Annotated in this window: 27 protein-coding genes; 12 read left to right on the top strand and 15 right to left on the bottom strand. The window is 71.0% G+C overall.

What is annotated here, in order from left to right; translation table 11 throughout:
* Nucleotides 1–2: 2 nt before the first annotated feature.
* Nucleotides 3–878: a slipin family protein gene (locus tag K1T34_RS23870; protein WP_220246423.1), complete on the bottom strand. Its 876-nt coding sequence runs from the start codon at nucleotides 876–878 to the stop codon at nucleotides 3–5.
* A gap of 95 nt (nucleotides 879–973) precedes the next feature.
* Between K1T34_RS23870 and K1T34_RS23865 the strand changes: the two genes are divergently transcribed.
* From K1T34_RS23865 to K1T34_RS23850, 4 genes are all read left to right on the top strand, one after another.
* Entirely contained in the window at nucleotides 974–1,873 is a 900-nt protein-coding gene (locus K1T34_RS23865) for an aminoglycoside phosphotransferase family protein (RefSeq protein WP_220246422.1), read from the top strand.
* A gap of 72 nt (nucleotides 1,874–1,945) precedes the next feature.
* Complete coding sequence (locus tag K1T34_RS23860; RefSeq protein WP_220246421.1) at nucleotides 1,946–3,277, top strand: magnesium transporter MgtE N-terminal domain-containing protein; 1,332 nt, start codon at nucleotides 1,946–1,948, stop codon at nucleotides 3,275–3,277.
* The gene (locus K1T34_RS23855; RefSeq protein WP_220246420.1) at nucleotides 3,270–3,794 is read left to right on the top strand and encodes a DUF1003 domain-containing protein; all 525 of its coding nucleotides are present in this window, start codon (nucleotides 3,270–3,272) and stop codon (nucleotides 3,792–3,794) included. Before K1T34_RS23860 ends, K1T34_RS23855 begins: the two co-directional genes overlap by 8 nt.
* Before the next feature lie 10 nt (nucleotides 3,795–3,804).
* The gene (locus K1T34_RS23850) at nucleotides 3,805–4,950 is read left to right on the top strand and encodes an Mrp/NBP35 family ATP-binding protein (protein WP_220246419.1); all 1,146 of its coding nucleotides are present in this window, start codon (nucleotides 3,805–3,807) and stop codon (nucleotides 4,948–4,950) included.
* Nucleotides 4,951–4,965: 15 nt separating this feature from the next.
* Here K1T34_RS23850 and K1T34_RS23845 read toward each other — a convergent pair whose 3' ends face one another.
* The 5 genes from K1T34_RS23845 to sigE all read right to left on the bottom strand — a co-directional run bounded on the left by K1T34_RS23845 (nucleotide 4,966) and on the right by sigE (nucleotide 9,357).
* Nucleotides 4,966–5,466, bottom strand: coding sequence for a hypothetical protein (locus K1T34_RS23845; protein WP_220246418.1), 501 nt, complete (start codon nucleotides 5,464–5,466; stop codon nucleotides 4,966–4,968).
* A gap of 220 nt (nucleotides 5,467–5,686) precedes the next feature.
* Nucleotides 5,687–6,112, bottom strand: a complete 426-nt coding sequence (gene tatB / locus K1T34_RS23840; RefSeq protein ID WP_220246417.1) for a Sec-independent protein translocase protein TatB — start codon at nucleotides 6,110–6,112, stop codon at nucleotides 5,687–5,689.
* A 103-nt stretch (nucleotides 6,113–6,215) separates the two neighbouring features.
* On the bottom strand, nucleotides 6,216–7,739 hold the full coding sequence (locus tag K1T34_RS23835) for a S1C family serine protease (protein WP_220246416.1): 1,524 nt from the start codon (nucleotides 7,737–7,739) through the stop codon (nucleotides 6,216–6,218).
* A gap of 323 nt (nucleotides 7,740–8,062) precedes the next feature.
* Nucleotides 8,063–8,746: a zf-HC2 domain-containing protein gene (locus K1T34_RS23830; protein ID WP_220246415.1), complete on the bottom strand. Its 684-nt coding sequence runs from the start codon at nucleotides 8,744–8,746 to the stop codon at nucleotides 8,063–8,065.
* Nucleotides 8,743–9,357 (bottom strand): RNA polymerase sigma factor SigE, encoded by a 615-nt coding sequence (gene sigE / locus K1T34_RS23825; RefSeq protein ID WP_220246414.1) that lies wholly within the window; start codon nucleotides 9,355–9,357, stop codon nucleotides 8,743–8,745. The genes K1T34_RS23830 and sigE overlap by 4 nt, the downstream gene beginning before the upstream one ends.
* Nucleotides 9,358–9,547: 190 nt before the next feature.
* Between sigE and K1T34_RS23820 the strand changes: the two genes are divergently transcribed.
* Nucleotides 9,548–10,201: an O-methyltransferase gene (locus tag K1T34_RS23820; RefSeq protein WP_220246413.1), complete on the top strand. Its 654-nt coding sequence runs from the start codon at nucleotides 9,548–9,550 to the stop codon at nucleotides 10,199–10,201.
* A gap of 4 nt (nucleotides 10,202–10,205) precedes the next feature.
* Here the strand turns inward: K1T34_RS23820 and K1T34_RS23815 are convergent, their stop codons facing one another.
* Entirely contained in the window at nucleotides 10,206–11,372 is a 1,167-nt protein-coding gene (locus tag K1T34_RS23815) for an MFS transporter (RefSeq protein ID WP_220247371.1), read from the bottom strand.
* Between the two features lie 94 nt (nucleotides 11,373–11,466).
* On the opposite strand from K1T34_RS23815, the gene K1T34_RS23810 reads away from it, so the two are divergent.
* The gene (locus K1T34_RS23810) at nucleotides 11,467–12,366 is read left to right on the top strand and encodes a LysR family transcriptional regulator (RefSeq protein WP_220246412.1); all 900 of its coding nucleotides are present in this window, start codon (nucleotides 11,467–11,469) and stop codon (nucleotides 12,364–12,366) included.
* A gap of 379 nt (nucleotides 12,367–12,745) precedes the next feature.
* Here the strand turns inward: K1T34_RS23810 and K1T34_RS23805 are convergent, their stop codons facing one another.
* Nucleotides 12,746–14,170, bottom strand: a complete 1,425-nt coding sequence (locus K1T34_RS23805; RefSeq protein ID WP_220246411.1) for a M17 family metallopeptidase — start codon at nucleotides 14,168–14,170, stop codon at nucleotides 12,746–12,748.
* A gap of 90 nt (nucleotides 14,171–14,260) precedes the next feature.
* Complete coding sequence (locus K1T34_RS23800; RefSeq protein WP_005155393.1) at nucleotides 14,261–14,428, bottom strand: DUF3117 domain-containing protein; 168 nt, start codon at nucleotides 14,426–14,428, stop codon at nucleotides 14,261–14,263.
* Nucleotides 14,429–14,627: 199 nt separating this feature from the next.
* Here K1T34_RS23800 and K1T34_RS23795 point away from each other — a divergent pair, with 199 nt between their 5' ends.
* Complete coding sequence (locus K1T34_RS23795) at nucleotides 14,628–15,422, top strand: enoyl-CoA hydratase-related protein (protein WP_220246410.1); 795 nt, start codon at nucleotides 14,628–14,630, stop codon at nucleotides 15,420–15,422.
* Nucleotides 15,423–15,461: 39 nt separating this feature from the next.
* Here the strand turns inward: K1T34_RS23795 and K1T34_RS23790 are convergent, their stop codons facing one another.
* From K1T34_RS23790 to K1T34_RS23770, 5 genes are read right to left on the bottom strand one after another with little or no spacing between them, the layout of a single operon-like run.
* A complete protein-coding gene (locus K1T34_RS23790) occupies nucleotides 15,462–16,031 on the bottom strand; it encodes a DNA-3-methyladenine glycosylase I (protein ID WP_220246409.1) in 570 nt (189 codons plus the stop codon).
* On the bottom strand, nucleotides 16,028–16,486 hold the full coding sequence (locus tag K1T34_RS23785) for an SRPBCC family protein (protein ID WP_220246408.1): 459 nt from the start codon (nucleotides 16,484–16,486) through the stop codon (nucleotides 16,028–16,030). Before K1T34_RS23785 ends, K1T34_RS23790 begins: the two co-directional genes overlap by 4 nt.
* Nucleotides 16,479–16,793 (bottom strand): DivIVA domain-containing protein, encoded by a 315-nt coding sequence (locus tag K1T34_RS23780; RefSeq protein WP_220246407.1) that lies wholly within the window; start codon nucleotides 16,791–16,793, stop codon nucleotides 16,479–16,481. The genes K1T34_RS23785 and K1T34_RS23780 overlap by 8 nt, the downstream gene beginning before the upstream one ends.
* Entirely contained in the window at nucleotides 16,790–17,464 is a 675-nt protein-coding gene (locus tag K1T34_RS23775) for a permease prefix domain 1-containing protein (RefSeq protein ID WP_255638671.1), read from the bottom strand. Before K1T34_RS23775 ends, K1T34_RS23780 begins: the two co-directional genes overlap by 4 nt.
* A 17-nt stretch (nucleotides 17,465–17,481) precedes the next feature.
* The gene (locus tag K1T34_RS23770; RefSeq protein WP_220246405.1) at nucleotides 17,482–17,805 is read right to left on the bottom strand and encodes a helix-turn-helix transcriptional regulator; all 324 of its coding nucleotides are present in this window, start codon (nucleotides 17,803–17,805) and stop codon (nucleotides 17,482–17,484) included.
* A gap of 140 nt (nucleotides 17,806–17,945) precedes the next feature.
* On the opposite strand from K1T34_RS23770, the gene K1T34_RS23765 reads away from it, so the two are divergent.
* Genes K1T34_RS23765 through cydC form a run of 4 tightly spaced genes read left to right on the top strand, consistent with a single transcriptional unit; the run spans nucleotide 17,946 to nucleotide 23,228 of the window.
* Complete coding sequence (locus K1T34_RS23765; protein ID WP_220246404.1) at nucleotides 17,946–19,112, top strand: cytochrome ubiquinol oxidase subunit I; 1,167 nt, start codon at nucleotides 17,946–17,948, stop codon at nucleotides 19,110–19,112.
* Between the two features lie 2 nt (nucleotides 19,113–19,114).
* Complete coding sequence (locus K1T34_RS23760) at nucleotides 19,115–20,110, top strand: cytochrome d ubiquinol oxidase subunit II (protein WP_220246403.1); 996 nt, start codon at nucleotides 19,115–19,117, stop codon at nucleotides 20,108–20,110.
* Nucleotides 20,111–20,121: 11 nt separating this feature from the next.
* Complete coding sequence (cydD, locus tag K1T34_RS23755) at nucleotides 20,122–21,675, top strand: thiol reductant ABC exporter subunit CydD (RefSeq protein ID WP_220246402.1); 1,554 nt, start codon at nucleotides 20,122–20,124, stop codon at nucleotides 21,673–21,675.
* Entirely contained in the window at nucleotides 21,672–23,228 is a 1,557-nt protein-coding gene (gene cydC / locus K1T34_RS23750) for a thiol reductant ABC exporter subunit CydC (RefSeq protein ID WP_220246401.1), read from the top strand. Before cydD ends, cydC begins: the two co-directional genes overlap by 4 nt.
* Here cydC and K1T34_RS23745 read toward each other — a convergent pair.
* A complete protein-coding gene (locus tag K1T34_RS23745) occupies nucleotides 23,161–24,069 on the bottom strand; it encodes a glucosyl-3-phosphoglycerate synthase (RefSeq protein ID WP_220246400.1) in 909 nt (302 codons plus the stop codon). The two genes, cydC and K1T34_RS23745, sit on opposite strands and share 68 nt — an antisense overlap.
* A 53-nt stretch (nucleotides 24,070–24,122) precedes the next feature.
* On the opposite strand from K1T34_RS23745, the gene K1T34_RS23740 reads away from it, so the two are divergent.
* Nucleotides 24,123–24,797, top strand: coding sequence for a 1-acyl-sn-glycerol-3-phosphate acyltransferase (locus tag K1T34_RS23740; RefSeq protein WP_220246399.1), 675 nt, complete (start codon nucleotides 24,123–24,125; stop codon nucleotides 24,795–24,797).
* The last annotated feature ends 1 nt before the right edge of the window (nucleotide 24,798 follow it).

The raw sequence follows: 24,798 nt of genomic DNA, 5'->3' as shown, positions 1-24,798 counted from the left end.
CGTCACTCGGTCAGCGCGTCGCCTTCGTGGCGCGGCTGTGGCGGGCCCACGAACCCGTTGGTCTCGGACTTGTCGAGCGCGGCAGGCTCCGGCGAATCCGCCTCCTCGGGCGCCGATTTCCTGGCGTTCGGCGTGTTCGCGTCAAGGAACCGCAGCAGCTCCACGGGGAACGGCAGCACGAGCGTCGAGTTCTTCTCCGCCGAAACCTGCACCACCGTCTCGAGCAGGCGCAGCTGCAACGCACCCGGGTGGTCGCTCATCGCCGCCGCGGCCTGCGCGAGCTTCTCCGACGCCTGCAGCTCACCGTCGGCCGAGATCACGCGGGCGCGGCGCTCGCGTTCCGCCTCGGCCTGGCGGGACATCGAGCGCTTCATCGACTCCGGCAGGGCCACATCCTTGATCTCGACGCGGTCGATGTGGATGCCCCAGTCGATCGCGGGGCTGTCGATCATGATCTCGAGGCCCTGGTTGAGCCGTTCCCGGTTCGACAGCAGGTCGTCGAGGTCGCTCTTGCCGATGATGGACCGCAGCGACGTCTGGGCCACCTGGCCGACGGCCGCGCGGTAGTCCTGCACGTTGACCGCGGCCAGCACCGGGTCGACCACGTTGAAGTACACGACGGCGTCGACCCGGACCGTCACGTTGTCGCGCGTGATGCCGTCCTGGCCCGGCACCGGCATGGTGACGATCTGCATGTTCACCTTGTGCATGCGGTCCGCAGCCGGTACCAGCAGCGTCAAGCCCGGCCCGCGCACCTCCGGGCGCACCCGTCCGAAGCGGAACACCAGGCCACGTTCGAACTGCTTCACCACGCGCACACCGGAGGCGAGCCAGACTCCGCCCACGACGACCACAGCGCTGAGAATTTCAACGATCATGGCAGCTCCCCGGGATCGCAGAACCCCTGGATTTTCACTGTACGCGCGGAATCGGCCCAAAGAAATGACTCGACGTGACCGGCACGATTAAGGATGTGCCCCGACTCGTGATCCCGCCGTCGTTCGCCGCTCGCGCACCCCGGGTCCTCGGACCGGAATGCCTGCCGTGGCTGACGTCGTTGCCCGACCTCGCCGACCGCTTCGCCCGCGAATGGGGCCTGGAGTTCGAAGGCGAGGCGATGCACGGGTTCGTCGGCGTCGTGCAGCCCGCGCGCCGGGCCGACGGCACGCCCGCCGTGCTCAAACTCGGCTGGCCGCACGAGGAATCCCGCGACGAGCCGCTCGCACTGTCCACATGGGCCGGTCGGGGTGCCGTGCTGGTGCTGGAGTCCGCGCCGGACGAAGGTGTGCAACTGCTGGAACGCCTCGACCACACGCGGACGCTCCAGACCGAGCCGGTGCTCGAAGCCGCGGAAATCATGAGCGAGCTCGCCCGCCGGCTGGCCGTGCCGGCGCCACCCGCGTTGTCGCGGACGTTGAGCAGCGAAACCGAACGTCTCCTGGAGGTGCTGCCGAAGAGCTGGCACGACCTCGGCGGCCCGTTCCCCCGCCGTGAGCTCGACGCGGCCCTCGAGGTGTGCCGCGACCTCGGCCCCGCCGCGGGCGCGCTGCTCGTGAACGAGGACCTGCACTACGAGAACGTGCTGGCCGCCCGGCGCGAACCATGGCTCGTGATCGACCCCAAACCGATCGCCGGCGACCTCGAGTACGGCGTGTTCTCCTTGCTGTGGAACCGGTTCGGCGAAGCCACAGTGGACGACAAACTGCGAGCCACCGGACTCGACCCCGACCGCGCCCGCGCGTGGACGCTCGTGCGCGCGGTGCAGAACCGGCTCTGGTTCGAGTCGGATCTGCGCGACGTCACCGATCTCGGCGACGAGCAGCCCTTCTACGCGGTTCTTCCCACTTTGAGCGCCTGGGCCTGCAAGTCCTAGCTGAGAGGACGCTGGCAAGACACGGTTGCGCGACGCGGGCGCAGGGACCGCCTTGCGGATAGTGTCTGGCCCATGGCTGCCGTGAACAGGGTTTTTGTGGCTCGGCTGGCGGGTCTGCCGGTGTTCGGGCCCGACGGCGAGTCGATCGGCAAGGTCCGCGACGTCGTCGCGGGCCTGCGACTCGACCAGCAGCCGCCCCGCATCCTCGGCCTCGTGGTCGAGCTCGCGACGCGACGGCGCGTTTTCGTGCCGATGCTGCGCGTCACCACGATCGAGCCGACGGCTGTGACGCTGGCCACCGGTTCGGTGAACATGCGGCACTTCACCCAGCGCCCCAACGAGGTCCTCGTCTGCGGGCAGCTGCTCGACGCGCACGCGTCACTCGCCGGCACGGAGACGCGCGTGACGGTGGTCGACGCCGCCATGGAACCCACCCGCACCCGCGACTGGGTGCTCGCGAAGCTCGCCATCCGCGAACGCCAGACCCGGCTCGGGATCGCCCGCCGCCGCACGGCCATGCACGTGCTGCCGTGGAACGAGGTCGCCGGGCTCGGCCTCACCGACCTGACCGCACAGGAACCCCAAGGCGCCGGGCAGCTGCTGATGCTGTTCGACACGATGCGGGCCGTCGACATCGCGGCCACCGTGCGTGACCTGCCGCTGAAGCGCCGGCACGAAGTCGCCGACGCGATGGACGACGAACGCCTCGCCGACGTGCTCGAAGAGCTGCCCGACGACGACCAGAAGGAGCTGCTGGCCTACCTCTCGGAGGAGCGCGCGGCCGACATCCTCGAGGCGATGAGCCCGGACGACGCCGCCGACCTGCTGGCCGAGCTGGCGCCCGCCGACCAGCGCCGGCTGCTGGCGCTCATGGAGCCCGAGGAGTCGGCGCCGGTCAAGCGGCTGCTGGCGTACTCGTCCGACACCGCGGGCGGCCTGATGACCCCGGAACCGGTGGTGCTCACGCCCGACGCGACCGTGGCCGAGGCGCTCGCGCACATCCGCAACGCCGACCTGCCCGCCGCGCTGGCCAGCATGGTGTTCGTGTGCCGCCCGCCGACGGCGACGCCGACCGGCCGGTTCGTGGGCGTGGTGCACTTCCAGCGCCTGCTGCGCGAGCCGCCCGCGGAGCTCGTGGCGAGCGCCGTGGACACCGACCTCACGGCGCTGCGGCCCGAGGCCTCATTGGCCGAGGTCACGCGCTACTTCGCGGCGTACAACCTCGCGTGCGGCCCCGTGGTCGACCCCGAGGAGCACCTGCTGGGCGCCGTCACCGTCGACGACGTGCTCGACCACCTGCTGCCCGACGACTGGCGCGAAACCGGCCTGCACGACGTCGCCGACGTGCCCGCCGAGGTCCACGACCAGGCCGAAGCCCACACCCAGGAGGCCGACCGTGCCTGAACTCACCTCGGGCCGCCGGCTCGACCAGCCGCGCAGCCAGGCGCGGTTCCGGCTCAACATCGACCCGGACACCTTCGGCCGCTTCACCGAGCGCATCGCGCGGTTCCTCGGCACCGGCAAGTACCTGTTCTGGCAGACGCTCATCGTCATCATCTGGATCGTGCTGAACCTGGTCGCGGTGTCGCTGCGCTGGGACCCGTACCCGTTCATCCTGCTCAACCTGGCCTTCTCCACGCAGGCCGCGTACGCCGCGCCGCTCATCCTGCTGGCGCAGAACCGGCAGGACGACCGCGACCGCGTCTCGCTGGAAGAGGACCGCACGCGCGCCGCGCAGACGAAGGCCGACACCGAGTACCTGGCGCGTGAGCTGGCGGCGCTGCGGCTCGCCGTCGGCGAGGTCGCCACCCGCGACTACCTGCGCAGCGAGCTCGACCGGCTACGTGACGACCTCGCGGTACGACCGAAATCACGCAAGCCGAAGCAGGCGGCGAAATCGGACGTGCCGACCGGTACGTAACATGGGTGTGGTGACGAGTACACAGCAGCTCCCCAGCGTCGAAGACGTCCGCACCGCGCTGAAGGACGTGTACGACCCCGAAATCAAAAAGCCGATCACCGACCTCGGCATGGTCAAGGACGTCGTGGTCGGCGAAGACGGCGTGGTCGCCGTCGGCATCTACCTCACCGTGGCGGGCTGCCCGCTCAAGGCGACGCTGACCGAGGACACCACCAAGGCCGTCAAGAAGCTCCCCGGCGTCGCCGACGTGCGGGTCGAGCTCGACGTGATGAGCGACGAGCAGCGCACGGAGCTGCGCAAGTCGCTGCGTGGCGACTCCGCCGAGCCGGTGATCCCGTTCGCGCAGCCGGGTTCGATGACCCGCGTTTACTGCGTGGCTTCGGGCAAGGGCGGGGTCGGCAAGTCTTCGGTCACCGTGAACCTGGCCGTCGCGATGGCCGAGCGCGGCCTGTCCGTCGGTGTCGTCGACGCGGACATCTACGGCCACTCGATCCCCCGCATGCTGGGCGCGCGCGAGAAGCCGACCAAGGTCGAGACGATGATCATGCCGCCGCAGTCGCACGGCGTGAAGGTGATCTCGATCGGCATGTTCACGCCGGGCAACGCGCCGGTGGTGTGGCGCGGCCCGATGCTGCACCGCGCGTTGCAGCAGTTCCTCGCCGACGTGTTCTGGGGCGACCTCGACATCCTGCTGCTGGACCTGCCGCCGGGCACCGGCGACATCGCGATCTCCGTGGCGCAGCTGATCCCCAACGCGGAGATCCTCGTGGTCACCACGCCGCAGCAGGCCGCCGCCGAGGTGGCCGAGCGCGCGGGCGCGATCGCGATGCAGACGCGTCAGCGCGTGGCCGGCGTGATCGAGAACATGTCGTGGCTGGAGACACCTTCGGGCGAGCGCATGGAGATCTTCGGCTCCGGCGGCGGCCAGGCCGTGGCCGACTCGCTGTCGAAGTCCGTGGGCTCGCAGGTGCCGCTGCTGGGCCAGGTGCCGCTCGACCCGCGCCTGCGTGAGCAGGGCGACGAGGGCACGCCGATCGTGCTGGCGGAGCCGGACGCGCCGGCGTCGCTGGTGCTCAAGGAAGCGGCGAAGAAGCTCACCGTCCGGGCCCGCGGCCTGGCGGGGATGATGCTGAACGTCAGCCCCGCCGGCCGCTGAGCGGTTTGTCGGCGCCTAGGAGGCGCGGACCGTCGTCAGGAGCGTCTTGTCGGCGCCCAGCGTCACCGCGGTGGCGCCGGGCTGCGTGACGGCCCAGTCGACGTTCGCGGAGTCGCCGGGGCCGACGGCGGTGGCGGCTTCGGGGTGGCCGTCGACGTTCACGTCGACCTGCTGGTCCGAAGTGAGCACGACCCGGACGCGGTCGCCGACCTGCACGTCGACGGTGCCGGCGGGCGGGTTGATCTTGCCCTTGGCCCAGTCGACCGTGATGAGGACGTCGAGGTCGGGCACGCCGGTCTGGGCGCCGCGCTTCACGTAGGTCTGGTCGCCTGCCGGCGCGTTCAGCGTGCTGCTCGGGGACGGCGAGGCGAACGGCCCGCCGGTCGTCGCGGGAGCGGGCACGGACGTGAAGGTGGCCGGTGGCTGGGTGCTGGGCTCGTCGTCCGCGGTGCACCCGGCGGCCAGGACACCCGCTGCGGCGATGATTGCGGCCAGCGCGCCCGCACGGCGTGACATGTCAGAGACCTCCAGGGTCGTTATGGGCGGTTTGCCCGAGACTACCCAGGAAGTTCGTTTCGTCGTGCGAGAGGTCGGGTCACGTCGGGCCGGCCGCCACACCGGCAACCCGCCACAGCCAACTCGCCCGTTCCGACCGCCGCAAGTCGGCACTCGCCCGACGTTGCGAGGTCCGGCCGAGGTCACACCCTGACCGGTCGCTAAGGGACGGACCCGGCGCTCAGGTGGCGTCGGGGTCGACCGGGGGCCGCTCGCCCGGCTTGAGCGGTTCGGCCTGCGGCGTGGCGCTCTGCGGCTTCACGGCTTGGGAACCGTTGGAGCCGTTCGTCCCGTTCGAACCGTTCGTGGAGTTCAAGCTGCTGAGCCCCAACGGATCCGCGTCCCCGTCGAACAGGTGCTGGGTCACGACCCGCTTGGGGTCGAAGTTGCGCAGCCCGCGCAGGTCTTCCAGCGGCTTGCGGAGCTGGTCGAACTCCGGCCCCATCTCCTCGCGCAGCTGTGCGCGCGCACCGTTGGCGAACTCGCGGACCTTGCGCACGCTCTTCGCCATCCACGACGCGGCTTCCGGAAGGCGCTCCGGGCCGAGGATGAAGAGACCGGCGACGATGAGCACGAGGATCTCGCCCCATCCGACACTGTCGAACACCCGTGAACCTCCGCTCGGTGCTTCCCCGGTCAGACTACCCGGGCCGCCCCGTGTTCCGGCAGGCCCGAAGGACGAAGCGGGGCTTAAGACGATGTGACGTCGATCAGTCGGATCCGAGAGTCACGTCGACAACCAGCACCGCGCCGGCGCGCGCGAGCTGCACCGGCACGACCTCACCGACGTCGTGGTTGCGGACAGCCACGGTCAGCTCCGCGGAGTCGCGCACCAGGCGGTCGCCGATCTTCGTGATCACGTCGCCCTCCTTGATGCCGGCCGCAGCCGCGGGGCCGTTGGGCTCCACGTTCTTCACCTGCGCGCCCATCGTGGACGAGCCGGCGACCGTGGAGGAGGCGTTGATGCCGATGTCCGCGTGGACGACCTTGCCGTCCTTGATCAGCGCCTTCGCGATCTTCATCGCGTAGTCGCTCGGGATGGCGAAGCCGATGCCGATGCTGCCGCCGTCGGCGCTCGACGAGCGGATCGACGAGTTGATGCCCACGAGTGCGCCGGTGGAGTCGACGAGCGCGCCACCGGAGTTGCCGTGGTTGATGGCAGCGTCGGTCTGAATGGCCTCGTAGGTCACGGGCGGCTCGCCGCTGTCGCCACCGGCCGTGATCGGCCGGTCGAGCGCGCTGACGATGCCCGACGTCACGGAGTTCTGCAGGGCCAGCGGCGAACCGACGGCGATCACGGCGTCGCCCACCTGCAGGTCGGACGACTTGCCGATCTGCATCACCACGGGGTTGGTCACGTTGACCTTCACCACGGCGAGGTCGGTCTTCTGGTCGGAGCCGACGATCTTGGCCTCGGTGCGCGTGCCGTCGTTGAAGATCGCGGTGATCTTCACGGTCGAGTCGGCGACAGCGGTGGTGACCACGTGCTCGTTGGTGAGGATGTAGCCCTGCGGGTCGATCATCACGCCCGAGCCCTGCTCACCGGAGTCGGCGCCGGGCTTGAAGACCTCGAGCGACACGACCGCGGGCGAGACGCGCTTCGCGATGTCGGCGATCGATCCCGGCGGGCGTTCCTTGGCTGCTTCGGCCTCGGAGATCGTGGCGCTGCCGGTGAGCGCCGAACCCGTGTCGGCGATCCACCAGCCGACGAGCCCGCCGACCGCGCCCACGAGCAGCGCGACCACACCAAGCAGCGCCAGGGCCTTCGGCTGCACGCGACGGCCGAACAGCACCTCGGGCAGGCTCAGCAGCGCGCCGGACGGGCGTTTGCGGGGCTTCTCTTTGTCTTCCGCGGGCATCGCCGGGCCGGCCAGCACAGCGCCGGCCGCGGGATCACGCCACGGGTCGCGCGTGTCCGTCCACAGGGGATCTTCGGGCGCGGGCTGCTCGCCGGTCGCCTCGCGCGGGCGCTCCAGCACCACGCCTTCGGCACCCGGCGGGCGGCGGAACGCCTCCGCGAGCGACTCCGGTGTGGGCGGGGCGAGGTCGAGGTTGCCCTTGCCGTTGGTGGCGGGTGTGTAGAGCTTGTCGAACGCGCCGTCGACACCGCGCGGCCGGCCGAACACCGCTTCCTGCGCCGGGTCCACGGCAGGGCGGTCGAGCGGCCGGGGTCCCAGCCGGTCGTCGCCCGCGGCAGGCGGCTGGGCGGAGTTCGCGTTCGGCTGCTCGGTCATCATTCCCCGGGGCTGAGATCAGGTGGCTGGGCGTGACGATACCCAAGCCTCGACGTCCGAGTCTGCCCAGACGACGGTGAAATGGCTGTTGGCCCGCGCCGCACCACACGATCTGCCTCGGTGGCCGGGGCCGTTCGTCAAGCCCGTACGGGCCGCCACGCGACCAGCCGTGTGGCAGTCGGCGGCAGATGGGCGGCCGCGCGGACTCCGCGAGGTGGAACGCCGGCGAGCGCTCAGCCAACCGGTGCAGTGGCCGAAAACACCGGCCGCATGGGCTGTTGCCCCACACCGCTACCTCCCCCTGGAGAAGCGGTGCGGGTGGCTCAGCGAGCCGGAACCGGGGTCAGCCGGTCGACGACCGACGTGGCCGTCGGCAACGTCGAGGACGGGGGCGGCAGCGTCGGCTCGGAGCGGGGCACGGCCATCTGGGCGGGTAGCAGGTTCGCGTTGGGCTGCGGCACGCCGCCGGTGTCCGGGGCGCCTTCGCCGCTGTCGGCGGTCGTGCCGACCAGGGCCAGCGCGCTCAGCACCAGCCCGGAGACGACGACGCCCGCGCCTTGTGCGGCGCGCTTACGGGTGAGGGTGAAACGGCCGCCGCCGAGCACGTGGGACGAGTGCCCGAGCGGCGTGGACGAGCCCAACGGGGCAGTACCTCCGAGAACCCCCGCGTCACGCAGGCCCGCGACCCGGTCCGGGCGCTGGATGGCGACGAGCTGACCGTCGGCTGTCATCGCCAGGTTGTCGGGAGTGCCGGGCAGCTCGGTGTGGTCCGGGATCGACCGCAGGCTCGCGAGGAACCCGGCCGACATCGACGGCTCGCCGGCGCACTTCACAGCCGCGACGGCCTGCCGCTGGGCGGCGACCTCGGCAGCGCACCCCGGGCAACGGGCGATGTGGGCCGACGCGCGGTCCTGCGCGCCGAGCGACAGCTCGCCGTCGACCAGGGCGACCACGACATCCGGAAGCAGATGCGACTCGGGGAGACCCCACCCTCGCGCAGCGGTCATACCGACACCTTCACAGACTCGTCCCGGAGCGCACGGCGGCGCTCCAGCGACGCACGCAGCGCCTGCCGGCCGCGGTGGATGCGGCTGCGGACGGTGCCGAGCTTGACACCCAGCGTGGCGCCGATCTCCTCGTACGAGAGGCCTTCGACGTCGCAGAGCACCACGGCGGCCCGGAACTCCGGGGGCAGCTCGTCGAGCGCCTCCTGCAAGTCGGGGTCGAGGTGTGTGTCGGTGTAGACCTGCTCGGGGCTCGGGTCGTCGCCGACGATGCGGTCGGTGTCGTCCGGCAGCCCCTCCATGCGCACGCGCGAGCGGCGGCGGGCCATGTCGAGGAACAGGTTCGTGGTGATGCGGTGGAGCCAGCCCTCGAAGGTGCCCGGCTTGTACGACGCGAGCGAGCGGAAGACGCGGATGAACGTCTCCTGCGTGAGGTCCTCGGCGTCGTGGCTGTTGCCCGTGAGGCGGTAGGCCAGGCGGTAGACGCGGTCGGCGTGTTCGCGCACGACCTCGTCCCACGACGGGGGCGTCCAGGTGGCCTCGCCCGAGTCCACGGTCACCAGCTCTGGCTCCGACTTGTCAGCGGTCTGCATCAGGGGAGCAGGCACCTCCATCTGCGACTCTCCTCTTCTGCTCAGCCAACGCTGCTCTCGGGCACGGTGTTCCCGCACGGTCGAGATTGAGTTTGTCGGGTCTCCTTATGGTTCTAGTGAGACAGGACTGAGAGCAGGCTGAGAAGTTATTTCGGCGGGCTTACCAGGGAGCCTTCGCTGATTTATCGACAAGCAACGCTAACCTTCGCGCGTGAGTTCCGGGACGCATGCGGCCTCGGCGGCCGAGCCGGTCGGCGCCGAGTACGTCGACGGGTACCTTCCCGACGACGACGTACTGGCCGCGGCGCGGGCGCGCGCGGCCGACCTGGGCTGCGCCCCGCTGGCGTCGGGGGCGGGCGCGACCTTGCGTTTCCTCGCCGCGACGCTCGGCGCGCGGGCCGTGGTGGAGGTCGGCACGGGGGTCGGGGTGAGCGGCCTGCACCTGCTGCGCGGGATGGCCCCCGACGGCGTGCTGACGTCGATCGACCTCGAGCCGGAGTACCAGCGCGCGGCGCGCAAGACGTTCCTCGAAGCCGGCATCCCGCCCGGCCGCACGCGGCTGATCGTCGGCCGCGCCCTCGACGTGCTCCCCCGGCTCACGCCCGGCGGCTACGACCTGGTGTTCATCGACGCGGCGCGCCTCGAGTTCCCCAACTACTACGAGAAGGGCGTCTCGCTGCTGCGCCGCGGCGGGATCATCGCCTTCCACAACGTGCTGGCCGGCGGCCGCGTCGCCGACCCGTCGCGGCGGGACCCGGAGACACTCGCCCTGCGCGAGGTCGCGCGGGCGATGCGGGAGGACGAACGCCTGGTCCCGGCCCTGTTGCCGGTCGGCGGCGGGCTGCTGGTGGCGGCGGTCGGCTGAGGTTTTACGTGTGCGCCAGCTCGCGGGTGCGGACGTGGACCGTGGTGCCCACGCCGACGGCGGCCGCGGCCAGCACGAGCCACACGGCCACGGCGGCGATGAGCCAGACCCAGCCGGCTTCGCCGTAGATCACCGCGCCGACCCCGCCGCCGACGCTGCTGCCGAGGTAGTACATGAGCGTGTAGCAGCCGCCGGTCTGGCCACGGGCGTTCTCGGGTGCTTCGGCCGCGGCCCAGCTGTTGGCGATGGCGTGGGCGGCGAAGAACGAGCAGGTCAGCACCACAAAACCGACGGCGACCATCGCCACGGAGTCCGGAATGGTGAGCGCCGCGCCGACGGCCATGAGCAGCAGCGCGCCGATGATCGCGCGGCGGCGGCCGATCCTCGTCGCCAGCCGGTTGGCCGTCGCCGAGGAGACCGAGCCCAACGCGTAGGCGAGGAAGACGAGTGACGCGATGGCCGGCGAGAGGTGCAGCTCGCCGGTGAGGCGAAAGCCGGCGGCGTTGTAGAGCGCGACGAACGAGCCCATGGCCAGCAGCGCGACGGCGTACTGGGCCAGGAGCACGGGTTTGCGCACCGCGTGGAGCAGGCCGATGCCGACGTCACGCAGGGATTGACGGTCTTCCTGGTGCTGCCGGCCACGCGGCAGCGCGACGACGGTGACGATCGCGCAGATCAGCGAGATGCCGGCCACGACGTACAGCGCACCGCGCCAGCCCAGCGGGCCCGCGGTGAAGCCCGTCGCGAGGCGGCCGGTCATGCCGCCGATGGAGTTGCCGGCGATCATCGCGCCCACCGCCGCCGCGACGCCGACCTTGCCGAGCCGTTCGACGAGGTACGCCGTGGCGACGCCGGGGAACCCCGCGATCGCCACGCCCTGGACAGCGCGCAGCACCAGCATCACCGAGTACGACGGCACGAGCGGCAGCAGTAGCCCCAGCACCGCCGAGATCACCACCGACGCGATGATCACCGACCGGCGCCCGACCACTTCGGACAGTGCCGCGATGGGCAGCACGGAGATCGCCAGCGCCCCCGTCGCCACGCTCACCGCGAGCGACGCGCCGCCAGGGTCGAGGTGGTACTGCAGCGCGAGCTGCGGCAGCACCGGCTGCGGCGCGTAGAGCAGCGCGAACGACGTGAACCCGGCAGCTGCGACGGCGACCTTCACCCGGACGGTGGTACTGGCTGTAGTGGTCACATCCGCCGAAAGTAAGGAGAGCTAAACAATACGTCCAATACGGTTGTGCGCGATAATCCATACCGTGACGCATGAAAGCCTGACTTCCCAGCTCGCGCCCCACTTGCTGCTCCTCGCGACCCTGCGGAGCACGAGGAACGTCACACGCACGGCCGAGCTACTGGGTGTGCCGCAGCCCACGGTCAGCCGTCGGCTCGCGGCCCTCGCGGAGTCGTTGGGGGCGCCGTTGACGGTGCCGGACGGGCGCGGGATCCGGCTGACGCGGGCGGCGGAGCTGTTGGCGGAGGCTTCCGAGCGGGCTCTGGCTTCCGTCGACGCGGGCGCGCGGTCGGCTCGGGAGGAGATCGAGCCGGAGAGCGGGCGGGTGGTGCTCGGGTTCCTGCATCTGCTGGGGAGGTCGTTGGTGCCTTCGTTGCTGCGGGGGTACCGGGCGCAAGCGCCGAGGGCGCGGTTCACGTTGGTGCAGGGGTCGCGGCAGGAAATGGTCGACCGGCTTGCCGGTGGCGAGCTGGATTTGGCGTTGCTGGCGCCGGTTCCTGAGGATGCGGTGTTCGAGACGGCGGTGTTGTCCACGCAGCCGATTTTGTTGTCGGTGCCGGCAGGGCATCGGTTGTCTGGGCGCAGTGGGGTGCGAATGGAGGAGCTCGCCGACGAGGAGTTCGTGTTGCTGGAGCCCGGCTACGGGTTGAGGCGGATCACGGACGAGTTGTGTGCGGCTGCGGGGTTTTCGCCGAGGATTGCGTTTGAGGGGCAGGAGTCGGACACCGTGCGGGGGTTGGTGGCGGCCGGGTTGGGGGTGGCGTTGTTGCCGCATTTCGAGCCTGGGGCGCCGGCTGGGGTGGCGGAGGTGCAGATCGAGCCGCCGGTGGGGAGGACGATCGGGCTGGCTTGGCGGAGAGGGGAGCCGGTTAGTCGGGCTGTGGGGGTATTTCGGGAGTTTGTGTTGGGTGGGGTGGCTCGGTGATTCGTTCTTTGTTGGGGGTTGTGGGGTTTTCGGTTCTGGGTTCTCGGTCCTCGCAGGGCGTGTTGCGTTGGGCGTGCACCCCGAAGCTGGATTGTGTTGACGGCCGGTGAGCCGTTGTCAAGGCGGGAAAGCGTGCCTTGACAACGGCTCGCCGGCCGCAAGAAGGCTTCGGATCGGGGTGCCGGGGAGGGGCTGGGTGCAGGGTTTCGTCGCGTGGGTGGGCGGCGGTTGCGAGGGTGGACGCGGCTTGGGCGAGTCGTGAGTTGGTTGGGCGGGTGGCGGTGGGTGGAGTCGTCAAAGCGCCCCAATATGTGGCGTTGGGTGCGGTGAGCGCAGCCAACGCCGCATTGGGGTGCGGGCGAAGCGTGGGGCGGGGGGGCTAGGCCGAGTAGGAGGCGGCGAGTTCCACGAGGGTGCGGGCGGCGAAGCCGGAGGCGCCGGGGACCACGTCGTCATACGTCTTGTCGGCGCGGGCGGGGCCGGCGATGTCGAGGTGGGCCCAGGGCAGGCCGGCCGTGAACTCGCGGAGGAAGAGGGCGGCCATGATGCCGCCGGGGCCGCCGGGGGCCTGGCGGACGTCGCCGAGTTCGCCTTCGATGCCGGGGGCGTAGTCGTCGACCAGGGGCATGCGCCACCAGGATTCGCCGGCGCGGGTGCCCGCTTCGATCACGCGGGCGGCGAGGTCGTCATCTGTCGAGAACAGGCCGCCGGTGCGCAATCCCAGTGAGACCTTCATGGCGCCGGTGAGGGTGGCGGCGTCCACGACGAGGTCGGGCTTGTACGTCTGAATCCCGTAGGCCAGCGCGTCGGCCATGACCATGCGGCCCTCGGCGTCGGTGTTGCCGACCTCGGTGGTGCGGCCGCCGTAGTGGCGGACGATGTCGCCGGGGCGGTACGAACCACCGGAGACGTGGTTCTCGGCGGCGGGCACCAACGCCGTCACGCGCACCGCAAGACCCAGCGCGGCGATGGCGCGCACGGAGGCGATCACGGCCGCGCCGCCCGCCATGTCGGTGCGCATGAGGTGCATGCCGTCGGCCGGCTTCACGGACAGGCCGCCCGTGTCGAACGTGATGCCCTTGCCCACGAACAGCAAGTGGGTCTTCGCGCCGCGCGGGCGGTACTCCAGCTCGATCAGGCGCGGCGGGGAATCCGAGCCGCCGCCGACGGCGAGCACGCCGCCGAAGCCGTTGTCCGCGAGCCACTTCTCGTCGCGCACGTTCACGGTCACCGCGGCCGAGCCGACGACCTTCGCGGCGGTGTTCGCGAGCCACGCGGGGTTCTTGATGTTCGACGGTGCGTTGGCCAGGTCCCGCGTCAGCGCGGCGGCGGCCGCGAGCTCACGGACGCGGGCGACCTCGTCTGCGTACGCTGCGGCCGAAGGGCTCACCAGCCGGACGGTCTGCACCGCGGGCTTCGGGTCCTCTGTGGTCACGACGAACCGGTAGCCGCCCAGGAACAAGCCCATCGCGAGCTCGCCTACATGCGCAGCGGACACGTCCTCGGGCAGCCCCACCTGGACGGTCCGAACCGGCTGGTCCACCGAGGACACCGCGCGCGCCAGCGCCGCCCCCGCGCGGCGGTAGTCGCGCGGTTCGCCCGCGCCGAGGCCCGCGACCCAGCGCACCGCGCCGTCGGCCGGGACTTCCTGCACGTCGCCCGCCTTGCCGGTCGCCTTCACCCCGCCGAGTTCCACTTCTGCGGACGAAAGTGCCAGCACCACTTGCGGGGCCCCGCGCCGGAACGCGTCGGCGACCTCGATCTCGGGCAGTTTGGTCGGGACAGGCGGTAGCGAGTTACGCACAGTGAGCAACCTTCGGGCGCAGATGAACCACGACCCCGGCCTCCATGAGGAGACCGGGGTTCGGTGAGTGGATGGGGAGGGGAGCCGGAATCAGCCGGTGACCTCCTGAAGTGCTGCGCCGAGGTCCTTCGCTTCTTCCGCGGAGAGCTCGACGACGAGACGGCCGCCACCTTCCAATGGCACTCGCATCACGAGGCCCCGCCCCTCCTTGGTCACTTCGAGGGGACCATCTCCGGTCCGGGGCTTCATGGCCGCCATAGCGTGCTCCCTCCGTCTCAACCGGCGCGCCCGGGTCGCGCACTCCCATGCCAGCCGGGTCTTGACCCCCATTGTCCCTCATCAGCGGCCGGGCGCGAACGCGGACCGATCATTTGCCGCCGTATCGGTGCTGGTATGCGCCACGCGGGGCTGAAAGACTCGGCGGAGGACCCACGATTACGCCAAGAGGAGCACCACAGTGACCACACCCGACGTCCTCCTGACCGCCGACGCCGACGGCGTGCGCACCCTGACCCTGAACCGGCCGGAGGCGTACAACTCGCTGACCGTCGAGCTCAAGGAACGGCTGCTCGCGGAGCTGCGCGCCGCGGCCGACGACGCGGACGTGCGCGCGATCGTGCTCACCGGCGCGGGCAAGGCGTTCTGCGCGGGACAGGACCTGAAGGAACACGTCGGGCTGCTGCAGGCGGGAGACCCGGCCCCGCTGCACACGGTGAGCGACCACTACAACCCGATCGTCAAGGCCATCGTGGACATGCCGAAGCCGGTGATCGCCGCGGTCAACGGCACGGCCGCCGGCGCGGGTGCCGCCTTCGCCTACGCGAGCGACCTGCGGATCGCCGCCGAGTCGTCGTCGTTCCTGATGGCCTTCGCGAACGTCGGGCTCGGCCCGGACTCCGGCGCGTCGTGGACACTGCAGCGGCTCATCGGCCTCGGCCGCGCCGCCGAGCTGATGCTGCTGGCCCGCACCGTCGACTCCGCCGAGGCGCAGCGCATCGGCCTGGTCGGCGAGGTTGTGCCCGACGAGGAGCTCGCCGCGCGCGCCCAGGCCGTGGCCGCGAAGCTTGCCGCCGGCCCGACGGTGGCGTACTCGAAGATCAAGCACGTGCTCGCCGTCTCCGCGCAGTCCTCTCTGGACGAAGCGCTCGCGGCCGAAGACGAAGCCCAGACCGCGCTCGGCGCCACCGCCGACCACACCGAGGCCGTGGAAGCCTTCGTCGGCAAGCGCAAGCCGAACTTCCAGGGCAAGTAGCCGTCAGTGTTCCGTCCGGTTCCGGCCGGACGGAAACACTCACGAGCGGTTCGCCCGGAAGCAGCCCGCGACGTGGTCGTCGACCATGCCGGTCGCCTGCATCAGCGCGTAACAAGTGGTCGGGCCGAGGAATGCGAAGCCGCGCTTCTTCAGCTCCTTCGCCATCGCCTTCGACTCGTCGGTCACGGCCGGCACGTCGGCCATCGTCCGCGGCCGCTTGTGCTTCGCCGGGGCGAACGACCACAGCAGCTCGTCGAGCGGCACGTCCAGATCAGCGATCGCGCGCGCGTTGTTGACGGCCGCCAGGATCTTCGCGCGGTTGCGCACGATTCCGGCGTCGGCCATCAGCCGCTCGATGTCGGCGTCGCCGAAACGCGCGACCTTCGCCGGCTGGAACTTGCGGAACGCTTTGCGGAAGTTCTCCCGTTTGCGCAGGATCGTGATCCACGACAGCCCCGACTGGAACGACTCGAGCGACAGCCGCTCGTACAGCGCGGCCTCGCCGTGCAGCGGCTTGCCCCACTCCTCGTCGTGGTAGGCGGTGTAGTCCGGCGTCGAGTTCCCCCAGGAGCAGCGCTTGACGCCGTCCTGGCCCAGCAGCTCGATCACTGCTCACCGACCGAATAATCCTGCACGAACTTCGCGAACCGCTTCATCGACTGGTGCACCCCGAGCGAGAACGCCGGGCGCACCACGGGCCAGCCGAGGCGCCCGATCAGCCCGAACGGCAGGTCGAGGTGCTCGGCCCAGACGAACGTTGAGCGGGTCGGCCCGTTGGCCACGACCTGGAACGCCGCCGTGCCGCGCACAAGGCTGCCCAGGTGGCGCATGGTCACCCGAAGCGGCGGCTCCCACGCCGTGACCTCCATGGTGTCGGTGAACCCGACGCCGCCGATCCCCGTGGTGGCCGCGATCTTCGAGCCGACGCTGCGCCCGTTGCCCTCGAGCACGCGCACGGTGGTGCCGAGCACCCACTCGCTCTGGCGCGGCCAGTCGGTGAGCGCCAGCCACGTCGTGCCCGCCGGTGCCTCGACCTCGACGGACAGGATCAGGTCACTACTCACCCGCGGGCCTCGGCTCCGGCTGGGCCGCTTCGAGCTCCGCGACGCGGACGCGCAGCTCGTCGAGCTCCACTCCGAGCCGGCGCATCACCCAGTCCACTTCGGACATCTTGTACCCGCGCAGCACGAGCTGGTAACGCACGTGACGCACGTCCTCGCCGGTGATGTCCTCGGCGGGCAGGCGCGTGGGCGAGCTGCCCGGCGGCAGCGGGGCCAGCTCCTCGCCCCGGCCGAACACCACGGCGGCGAGCAGGAACACCACGGCGGCCACCAGCAGCATGACTACGAGGTAGATCAGCGCGGTCGTCACGCCACGATCGTGGCACACCGGCCCCAGGAACGTCGCGCGAGCACGACCAGACGCACCGACAGCAGTACATACGCCACCATCAGCAACACACACGGAACGGACAGGAACAGCCGCGAGACGTCCACGAACCCCGTCGCCACCACGAGAGTGAGCACCGAAGCGAGGTTCACGCCGACGGCGCCGGCGATGAAGTACCCGCACGTGCGCGCCAGGCGGACGCCGTCGATGCGACGGCTCAGCCAGCGTGCGCAGACCAGCGCGATGAGCCCCACGGCGGGGACCACGAACACCGCGCCGTGGGAGAAGTGCGTGGCCACGCGGTACCACTCGGGCGTCGGGGTCGACAGGCGCGTCCAGTCGCCGAAGGTGAGGATCCGGGCGAAGTCCCAGGAAAGCTGCATCGCGGGCACGCCGAGCACGAGCTTCCACAGCGTGCGCACGCCGCTGTGCATGGACAGCTCCGCCTGGTAGTCGTCGGCGACCACCGCGACGCCGCCGAAGTCGGCCACCGCGCGGCGCTCGGCTTCCTCGGCCGGCCAGCCGCCTTCGCGGTACGCGTCGGCCGCGTCGTGCAGGCCGTCGCGCGCTTCGGAGAGCAGGTCGTCCTTCGTCGATCGGCAGCCGACGAGCCGCCGGTCGAGATCGCTCAAGTACCCCTCGATCGCGTTCACGCGGACCTCCCCCGCCGTCATGCCTCCGCCCGCAGGACGCCGCCGATCACCGTGGTGAACTCCCGCCACTCGGCCCGCTCGGCGGCGAGCGCCTGCTGCCCGGAGCGGGTGAGCCGGTAGGTGCGGCGCTTGCGCCCCGACACCACGTCCCACTCACTGGCCAGGTAGCCGGCCCGCTCCAGCCTGCGCAGCGCCGGGTACACGGTCCCGGTCGGCAGGTCGAGCGCGCCGTCACTCCGCAGCGAGAGCGCCTCGATGATCGCGTAACCGTGCAGCTTCCGGCCGTCGAGCACAGCCAGCAGCAACGCGTCGAGGTGCCCGCGCAACGTGTCCGCCTTCATAGGTGGGCAGTCTACTCATGTCGTCCCCGGAAGCGTAATCCCCCGTTCCACGCCGGGGACCCGGGTAAAACCCTGAGATGACCCGGATCTCATAGATTTCTCAGCTACATGTAGCTGCGCTACCTATACACTCGCTCGGCATGGACCCCCTACCCATAGCAAGACTCCAGTTCGCGACCACGACGTCGTTCCACTTCCTGTTCGTGCTGCTCACGCTGGGCTTGGTGACCGTGACAGCGGTCATGCAGACACGCGCGACGATCAGCGGCACTCCGCAGCTGCTCCGCATGACCCGGTTCTGGGGCCGGCTGTATGTGATCAATTACGCGCTGGGCATCGCGACCGGAATCGTGATGGAATTCCAGTTCGGGCTCACCTGGACCGGGCTTTCCACATTCGCCGGCGACGTATTCGGCGCGCCGCTCGCGATCGAGACGCTGGTGGCGTTCTTCCTCGAGTCCACATTCCTGGGGCTGTGGATCTTCGGCTGGGGCCGGCTGAACAAGTGGCTGCACCTGGCGCTGATCTGGCTGGTCACGCTCACCGCGTACGCGTCGGCGCTGTTCATCATGGTCGCCAACTCGTTCCTGCAGAACCCGGTCGGCAGCCACTTGCAGGGCGGGGTGCTGCACCTCGACGACTTCGGCGCGCTGCTCACCAACCCCGCGCTCGTGGCGTCGCTGCCGCACGTCATCGGCGGCGCGTTGATGACCGGCGGCTTCTTCGTGACCGGCGTGAGCGCGTACCACTTCCTCAAGCGCACCGCGGAGGTCGACTTCTTCACCCGCTCGATGCGGTTCGGCGTGGTCACGGCGCTGATCGGCAGCATCGTCACGATCAACCAGGGCTTCGTGCAGTTCGGCGAGCTCGCGAAGTACCAGCCGGACAAGCTCGGCGAGAGTGCCGTCGGGGTGCCACTGGCGGCGATGATCGGGATCGGGTTCGTTGCGCTGCTGTGCTCGCTGGCCGGCACGATCCTGCTGATCCGCAATTGGCTGATGTGCGCCCGGTTCCTGCATTACCTGATGGTCCCGGCGATCGCGCTGCCGTTCGTGGCCGCGATCTGCGGCTGGCTCGTGCGGGAGATCGGCCGCCAGCCGTGGCTGATCTGGGGGAAGCTGCGCACGGCCGACGCGGTCGCCGACGTGCCCGGCGGCCAGGTCCTGTTCTCCTTCATCGCGTTCGGCGTGCTGTTCGCGGCGCTCGCCGTGGCCGACTGGGTGCTGCTGTCGCGGATCGCGCGGCGTGGGCCGGAGCCGGAAGAGGCGCCCGCGGAGCCCGAACTCCCCGTACTGAGCGGAGTCTGACGATGACGACCATCTGGTGGGGTGTGCTCGGGCTGCTGCTCGGCGGGTATTTCGCACTGGCCGGCTACGACTACGGCGTGGGCTTCCTGCTGCCCGGCCTCGGCCGCGACGAGGCGAAGCAACGGCGGGCGCTGGGTGCGCTCGGGCCGTTCTTCCTGGCCAACGAAGTGTGGCTGATCGCCGCCGTCGGGGTGCTGTTCGGCGTGTTCCCGCACCTGGAGGGCCGGGTGTTCGCCGGCGCGTACGTGCTGGTGGTGGCGCTGCTGCTGGGGCTCGTCACATTCACCGCGTCGGTTCAGCTGCGCAGCCGCCGGCCCGACGCGCGCCGCGGGCCGTGGTCGTTCGGCATCACGGCGGGCGCGCTCGTGACCACGCTGGCGTGGGGCCTGTTCCTGGGCAACCTCGTGCTCGGCCTGCCGGTCGACGCCCAGGGCAACCCGGTCGACGACGTGCTCGCGCTCTTCGACCCGTACGCCGTGCTGTGGGGGCTCGGGTTCGTGGCGCTGTTCGGGCTGCAGGCCGCGGTGTTCCTCACCGTGCGCGGCCCGGCGGAGCTCGCCGGCCGGGCGGCGCGGTTCGCGAAGACGTTCGCCACGCCGGTCGGCACCTTCCTGGTGGTGGCCACGGCGTGGGGCGCGCTGGCGGTGTCGGGGATCTCGTGGGCCGCGATCGCGGTGACAGCAGTGGCGTTCGCCGCGTTCGGGACCGTCCTGTTCGGACTGCGGTCCAAGCGGTACCGGCTCGCGCTGCCCGCGGCGATGCTGCTGTCGGCGACCCCGGCGTTGGTGGTGGGCGCACTGCGGTTCCCGACGATTCTGGTGTCCACTTCGGACCCTGGGTACGCGCTGACCGTTTCCGACGCCTTCACCGCACCCGAGACAGCGGGGCTGCTCGCGTGGTTCGCGGTGCCCGTGCTCGTGGTGCTGGTGGTCGTGCAGTTGCTGACCTGGCGGGCGAACCGCGGGCCGGTCGACCGGCAGTCGTTGCTGCACTTCTAGAGGGGGAAGAAATGCCGTCACTGCCCGGCTCGCGCCGGTACCTGGTCCTGCTCGGAGTCCTCGGCGCGCTGACCGCCGGCGTGATCCTGTTGCAGGCAGAAGGCCTCGCGACGCTGCTCACCGGCGGCGGCCTGGGCGTCACGCTCCTTGTCGCCGTGGGCGCGCGGGTGCTGCTCACGCTGGGGCAAAGCGTGGTCACCGGCCGGTTCGCGGCCGACGCCCAGGCCGGGCTTCGCCGGCGGCTGCTCGGGTCGACGGCCGACGCCGGCGTGGTCACCACGCAGGTCACGAAGGGCGTCGACGCGACCACGGCGTACCTCACCGGCTACCTTCCGGCGCTCGTCGCGTCGGTGCTCGTGCCGGTTGCCGTGGTGGTGCGGCTGGTCACGACGGACCTAACGTCGGCGCTGATCGTGGTGGCCACGCTGCCGTTGATCCCGGTGTTCGCGGCGCTGGTCGGGGCTCGTGCGAAGGCGCGCACGGAACGGCAGTGGGCGCTGCTCACCCGGCTGGGCGGGCACTTCCTCGACGCCGTGCGTGGCCTGCCGACGTTGAAGCTGTTCGGCCGCGCCCGCGCGCAAGCCCAGCACGTGCGCGCGATGGCCGACGCCCACGCCGACGCGACGCTGGGCACGCTGCGCGTCGCGTTCCTGTCGTCGCTGGTCCTGGAACTGGTGGCGACACTGTCGATCGCGCTGATCGCCGTGCCCATCGGGTTCCGCCTGCTCGAAGGCTCTCTCACCGCGCACACGGCGATGCTCGTGCTGGTGCTCGCGCCCGAGGCGTACCTGCCGTTGCGCGCGGCGGGCGCGAAGTTCCACGCGGCGGCCGAAGGGCTCACGGCGATGCGTGAAGCCTTGGCTACTCCCCTGCCGGCCCGGCGCGGTGGCACGGTGACCCGGCCGGCGGGCCCGCCGGAGATCGAGTTCGACGGTGTTTCCGTGCGCTACGGCGAGGTAACCGCATTGTCCGAAGTGGACCTCGTGATCGGTCGCGGTGACCACGTCGCCATCGCCGGGCCGAGTGGTTCCGGGAAGTCGACGCTGCTGGCCGTGCTGCTGGGGTTCGTCACGCCGACAACCGGCCGGGTGCTCGTGGATGGCGTCGACCTGCGGTCCCTCGACCACGCGGCCTGGCTGCGCGACACGGCGTGGCTGCCGCAGCGGCCGACGTTGTTCAGCGGCACCGTCGCGGAGAACATCGCGCTCGGTTCCGGAGCCGACGTACCCGCCGCCGCCCGCGCTGCCGCGCTCGACGAGGTCGTCGCCGAGCTGCCCGAGGGCTACGCGACGCGCATCGGCGAGCTGGGCGCGGGATTGTCGGCGGGGCAACGGCAACGCGTCGGCCTCGCCCGCGCCCTTGCTCGAACCGACACCGGGCTCGTGCTGCTCGACGAACCCACCGCGCGGCTCGACCGGCGCACCGAGCAGGCGGTGCTCGACGGGGCCGCGGCGTTGCTGCCCGGCCGCACGGCGTTGTTCGTCGCGCACCACCCCGCGTTGGCCGCGATGGCGACGCGTTCCGTCCCGCTCGTGGGCGGCCGAGTTCCCCTGGGGGTCCGATGAACGTCGCACGACTGCTCCGGGCCGCGTTGCTCGCAGCCGGCGCCGAGATCTCCGGGCTGGCGCTGACCGGAACGGCAGCGTGGCTGCTGATGCGGGCGGCCGAGCGTCCGCCGCTCGCCGCGTTGACCGTCGCGATCGTGGCGGTGCGCGTGTTCGCCTTGGCCCGCGGTGGTTTGCGCTACGCCGAGCGCCTGGCCGGGCACGAGGTCGTGCTGCGTTATCTCGGGGCGTTGCGGGCCCGGGTGTACGCGGCGCTCGTGCCGAGGCGCGTCGCCGAACATTCCGGCGCCGACCTCGTGACGCGGTTGGTGTCCGATGTGGACGCCGTACAGGACGCCGTGCTACGGCTGGCACTTCCGGCTGCGGTGGCGGGAATCGTCGGCCTGGCGTTGGCCGTGGTCACGGCATTCGTGAGTCTCCCGGCCGCGGCGGTGCTCGTGGCCGGGCTGCTCATCGCGGGTGCGCTGCTGCCGTGGCTGGCCGCACGTGTCACGGCGAAGAGCCAGGCCCTCACCTCGCCCGCGCGGCAGGAGCTGGCCGAACGCACGGTCGAGCTGGTCACCGGCCGCCATGAACTCGTGGCCTACGGCGCCGAACCTCAGGCGACGAAAGCCGCCGACACCGTGATCGACGGGATCGCCGCGCGGGCCCGCAGCGTCTCGACCCGGCTGTCAGCGCTGACCGCGGCCGGCGCCTTCATCCAGCTCGCGACGACGGCAGTCGTGGCCTTGCTCGCCGGCGCGAGTCTGCCGGTGACCGCCGCGTTGACACTGGCCGTGCTGGCGCTGTTCGAGATCGTCCTGCCCCTGATCGCCGCGGCCCAGCGAGTCCCGGAGCTGCGGACGTCACTGGACCGCGTGCGCGAACTGCTGGCGACCACCCCGCCGGAGACTCCCGAACACACCGGACCCGGTCACCTGAGGCTGGAGAACGTGACAGTCCAGTACCCGGGCCGACAGCCCGCCCTCCAAAACATCAACCTCGACCTCCCACCGGGCACCCGGCTGGGCGTGCTCGGCCCGTCGGGCGCCGGCAAAACCACCCTGCTCCACGTCCTGCTCGGCTTCACCACACCCACGTCCGGCCGGGCCACAGTGGACAGTCAACAGATCCAAGGCCCCAGCCCGCAGGTGGTCTCCGGCGCCCTCGCCGACGCGCACGTCTTCGCCACCACCGTCCGCGAAAACCTCCTCATCGCCTCGCCAAGAGCGTCCGACGAAGACCTCCGCACCGCCTGCACCGTCACCGACCTCGACGTCCCCCTGGACCGCGACGCCACCACCCTCTCCGGCGGCCAGCGCCAGCGCCTGGTCCTCACGCGTGCCGTTCTCGCCGCCCCGCCGGTCCTCGTCCTCGACGAGCCGGTGGAAGGCCTCGACGAAACCCACGGCGACGAGGTCCTCGCCCGCGTCCTCGCGAACGCAAAAGGGACCGTCGTCCTCGTGACGCACCGCCCTGAGCACCTGGCCGGCTTCGACCGCGTGCTCAGCCTCGAGGACGGGCGGCCCGCACCTGCGCCATCGGCGGCCGGTCCAGCACGGGGATCTCGCTGACGTCGGGCAGCCACTCCCCCGACACCTGCACGAACTGCGTCAGCCGCGCGTCGGCGTCGGTCGGCACGCCGCAGCGGCCCAGGGCCGTGCCGAGGATCTGCCGAGCCATCACGCCCAGCTGCAGCAGCGAGCGGTTGCGGTGCTTACGGACGCCGAGGTTGACCTGGGCGAGTCCGTCGAGGCCGTAGCGCTGTTCGGCGTCGAGCAGCAGGCCGATCTCCACGCCGTAGCCGCCGGCGAAAGGCACCGACTCGAAGAACTCGCGCGTGCCCGCGTACTCGCCGCCGAGCGGCTGCACGAGCTCACCCAGCGCCGGGCGCAACGCGGACAACACGGGCCGGGCCAGCAGCTCCGTCACGCGGCCGCCGCCGGTGCTCTCCAGCCGCAACGGACGCCGGTAGAAGCCTTTGACCAGGTGCACGCCGGGTTCGGTGAGCAGCGGCCCGAGCAACGCCGGCACGAACGCCGGGTCCGGGTCCACGAGGTCCGAGTCGAGGAAGACCACGACGTCGCCGGTCGTCGCGGCCAGCGATCGCCAGAGCACCTCGCCCTTGCCGGAGCGCGGCGGCAGCTCAGGCAGCACGTCCTCGCGGTGCACCACCCGCGCGCCGGCCGCGGCCGCGACCTCGGCGGTGGCGTCGGTGGAACCGGAGTCGGCGACCACCAGCTCGTCGACGACGTTGCCGAGCAGTGGCCGCACCGACGCGACGACGTCACCGACAGTTCGCTCTTCGTCCAGCGCCGGCAGCACCACGGAAACCGTGCGGTCACGCTTGGCCGCCAGGATGTCAGCGGGCGTCCACGCGGGTTCCTGCCAGGTGCGACGTTCGAACCAGCTCATCGGCCGATCGTGCCATGCTGGTGCCACCGACCTGCCCGCCGGAGGGAGACCCCTTGCTGCCCCTGCTCGTCCGTTTCGTGCTCGGCCCGCTGGTCCGCACGATCTACCGCCCCGAGGTGGAGGGTGTGGAGAACGTGCCGGCCGACGGACCGGTGCTGCTCGCGGCCAACCACCGCGCGGCGCTGGACACCGGCGTGATCACCTTCACCACGCCGCGCAAGGTGTGTTTCCTCAGCAAGGCCGAGTACTTCACCGGCACGGGCCTGAAGGGCCGCTTCATCGCCAACTCGCTCGACGCGCTGGGCTACATCCCCGTCGAGCGCGGCAGCGCCTCCGCCGGCCTCGCCGCCCTGGAAGCCGGGCGGCGCGTGCTCGACGACGGCGGCGTGTTCGCGATCTACCCCGAGGGCACGCGTTCGCTCGACGGCCGCCTGCACCGCGGCCACACTGGCGTCGCGGCGCTCGCGCTGTCCACCGGCGCGAAGGTCGTGCCCGTCGCGTTGTGGGGCACCGAGGGCATCCAGCCGGACGGCTCGAAGATCCCGCACGTGTGCAAGATCAAGATCAAGTTCGGCACCCCGCTGGACTTCTCCCGCTACGAGGGCCAGGACTCGTCGTCGGCCATCCGCCGCTCCGTGACCGACGAGGTCATGTACTCGATCCTCGAGCTTTCGGGCCAGGAGTACGTGGACACCTACCACAAGCGCCCGAGCGAGGGCGCCGCCTGAG

Source organism: Amycolatopsis sp. DSM 110486 (assembly GCF_019468465.1).
GTDB lineage: Bacteria > Actinomycetota > Actinomycetes > Mycobacteriales > Pseudonocardiaceae > Amycolatopsis.
This window is presented reverse-complemented; position numbering and strand designations above follow the sequence as displayed.

Excerpts from the sequence above, each read along its gene's own strand:
- K1T34_RS23760 (WP_220246403.1), top strand. The coding sequence starts at position 19,115 with ATGACGACCATCTGGTGGGGTGTGCTCGGGCTGCTGCTCGGCGGGTAT.
- K1T34_RS23765 (WP_220246404.1), top strand. The coding sequence starts at position 17,946 with ATGGACCCCCTACCCATAGCAAGACTCCAGTTCGCGACCACGACGTCG.
- K1T34_RS23800 (WP_005155393.1), bottom strand. The coding sequence starts at position 14,428 with ATGGCGGCCATGAAGCCCCGGACCGGAGATGGTCCCCTCGAAGTGACC.
- K1T34_RS23870 (WP_220246423.1), bottom strand. The coding sequence starts at position 878 with ATGATCGTTGAAATTCTCAGCGCTGTGGTCGTCGTGGGCGGAGTCTGG.
- K1T34_RS23830 (WP_220246415.1), bottom strand. The coding sequence starts at position 8,746 with ATGACCGCTGCGCGAGGGTGGGGTCTCCCCGAGTCGCATCTGCTTCCG.
- K1T34_RS23860 (WP_220246421.1), top strand. The coding sequence starts at position 1,946 with ATGGCTGCCGTGAACAGGGTTTTTGTGGCTCGGCTGGCGGGTCTGCCG.
- K1T34_RS23745 (WP_220246400.1), bottom strand. The coding sequence starts at position 24,069 with ATGAGCTGGTTCGAACGTCGCACCTGGCAGGAACCCGCGTGGACGCCC.
- sigE (WP_220246414.1), bottom strand. The coding sequence starts at position 9,357 with ATGGAGGTGCCTGCTCCCCTGATGCAGACCGCTGACAAGTCGGAGCCA.
- K1T34_RS23770 (WP_220246405.1), bottom strand. The coding sequence starts at position 17,805 with ATGAAGGCGGACACGTTGCGCGGGCACCTCGACGCGTTGCTGCTGGCT.
- cydD (WP_220246402.1), top strand. The coding sequence starts at position 20,122 with ATGCCGTCACTGCCCGGCTCGCGCCGGTACCTGGTCCTGCTCGGAGTC.
- K1T34_RS23845 (WP_220246418.1), bottom strand. The coding sequence starts at position 5,466 with ATGTCACGCCGTGCGGGCGCGCTGGCCGCAATCATCGCCGCAGCGGGT.
- K1T34_RS23835 (WP_220246416.1), bottom strand. The coding sequence starts at position 7,739 with ATGACCGAGCAGCCGAACGCGAACTCCGCCCAGCCGCCTGCCGCGGGC.
- cydC (WP_220246401.1), top strand. The coding sequence starts at position 21,672 with ATGAACGTCGCACGACTGCTCCGGGCCGCGTTGCTCGCAGCCGGCGCC.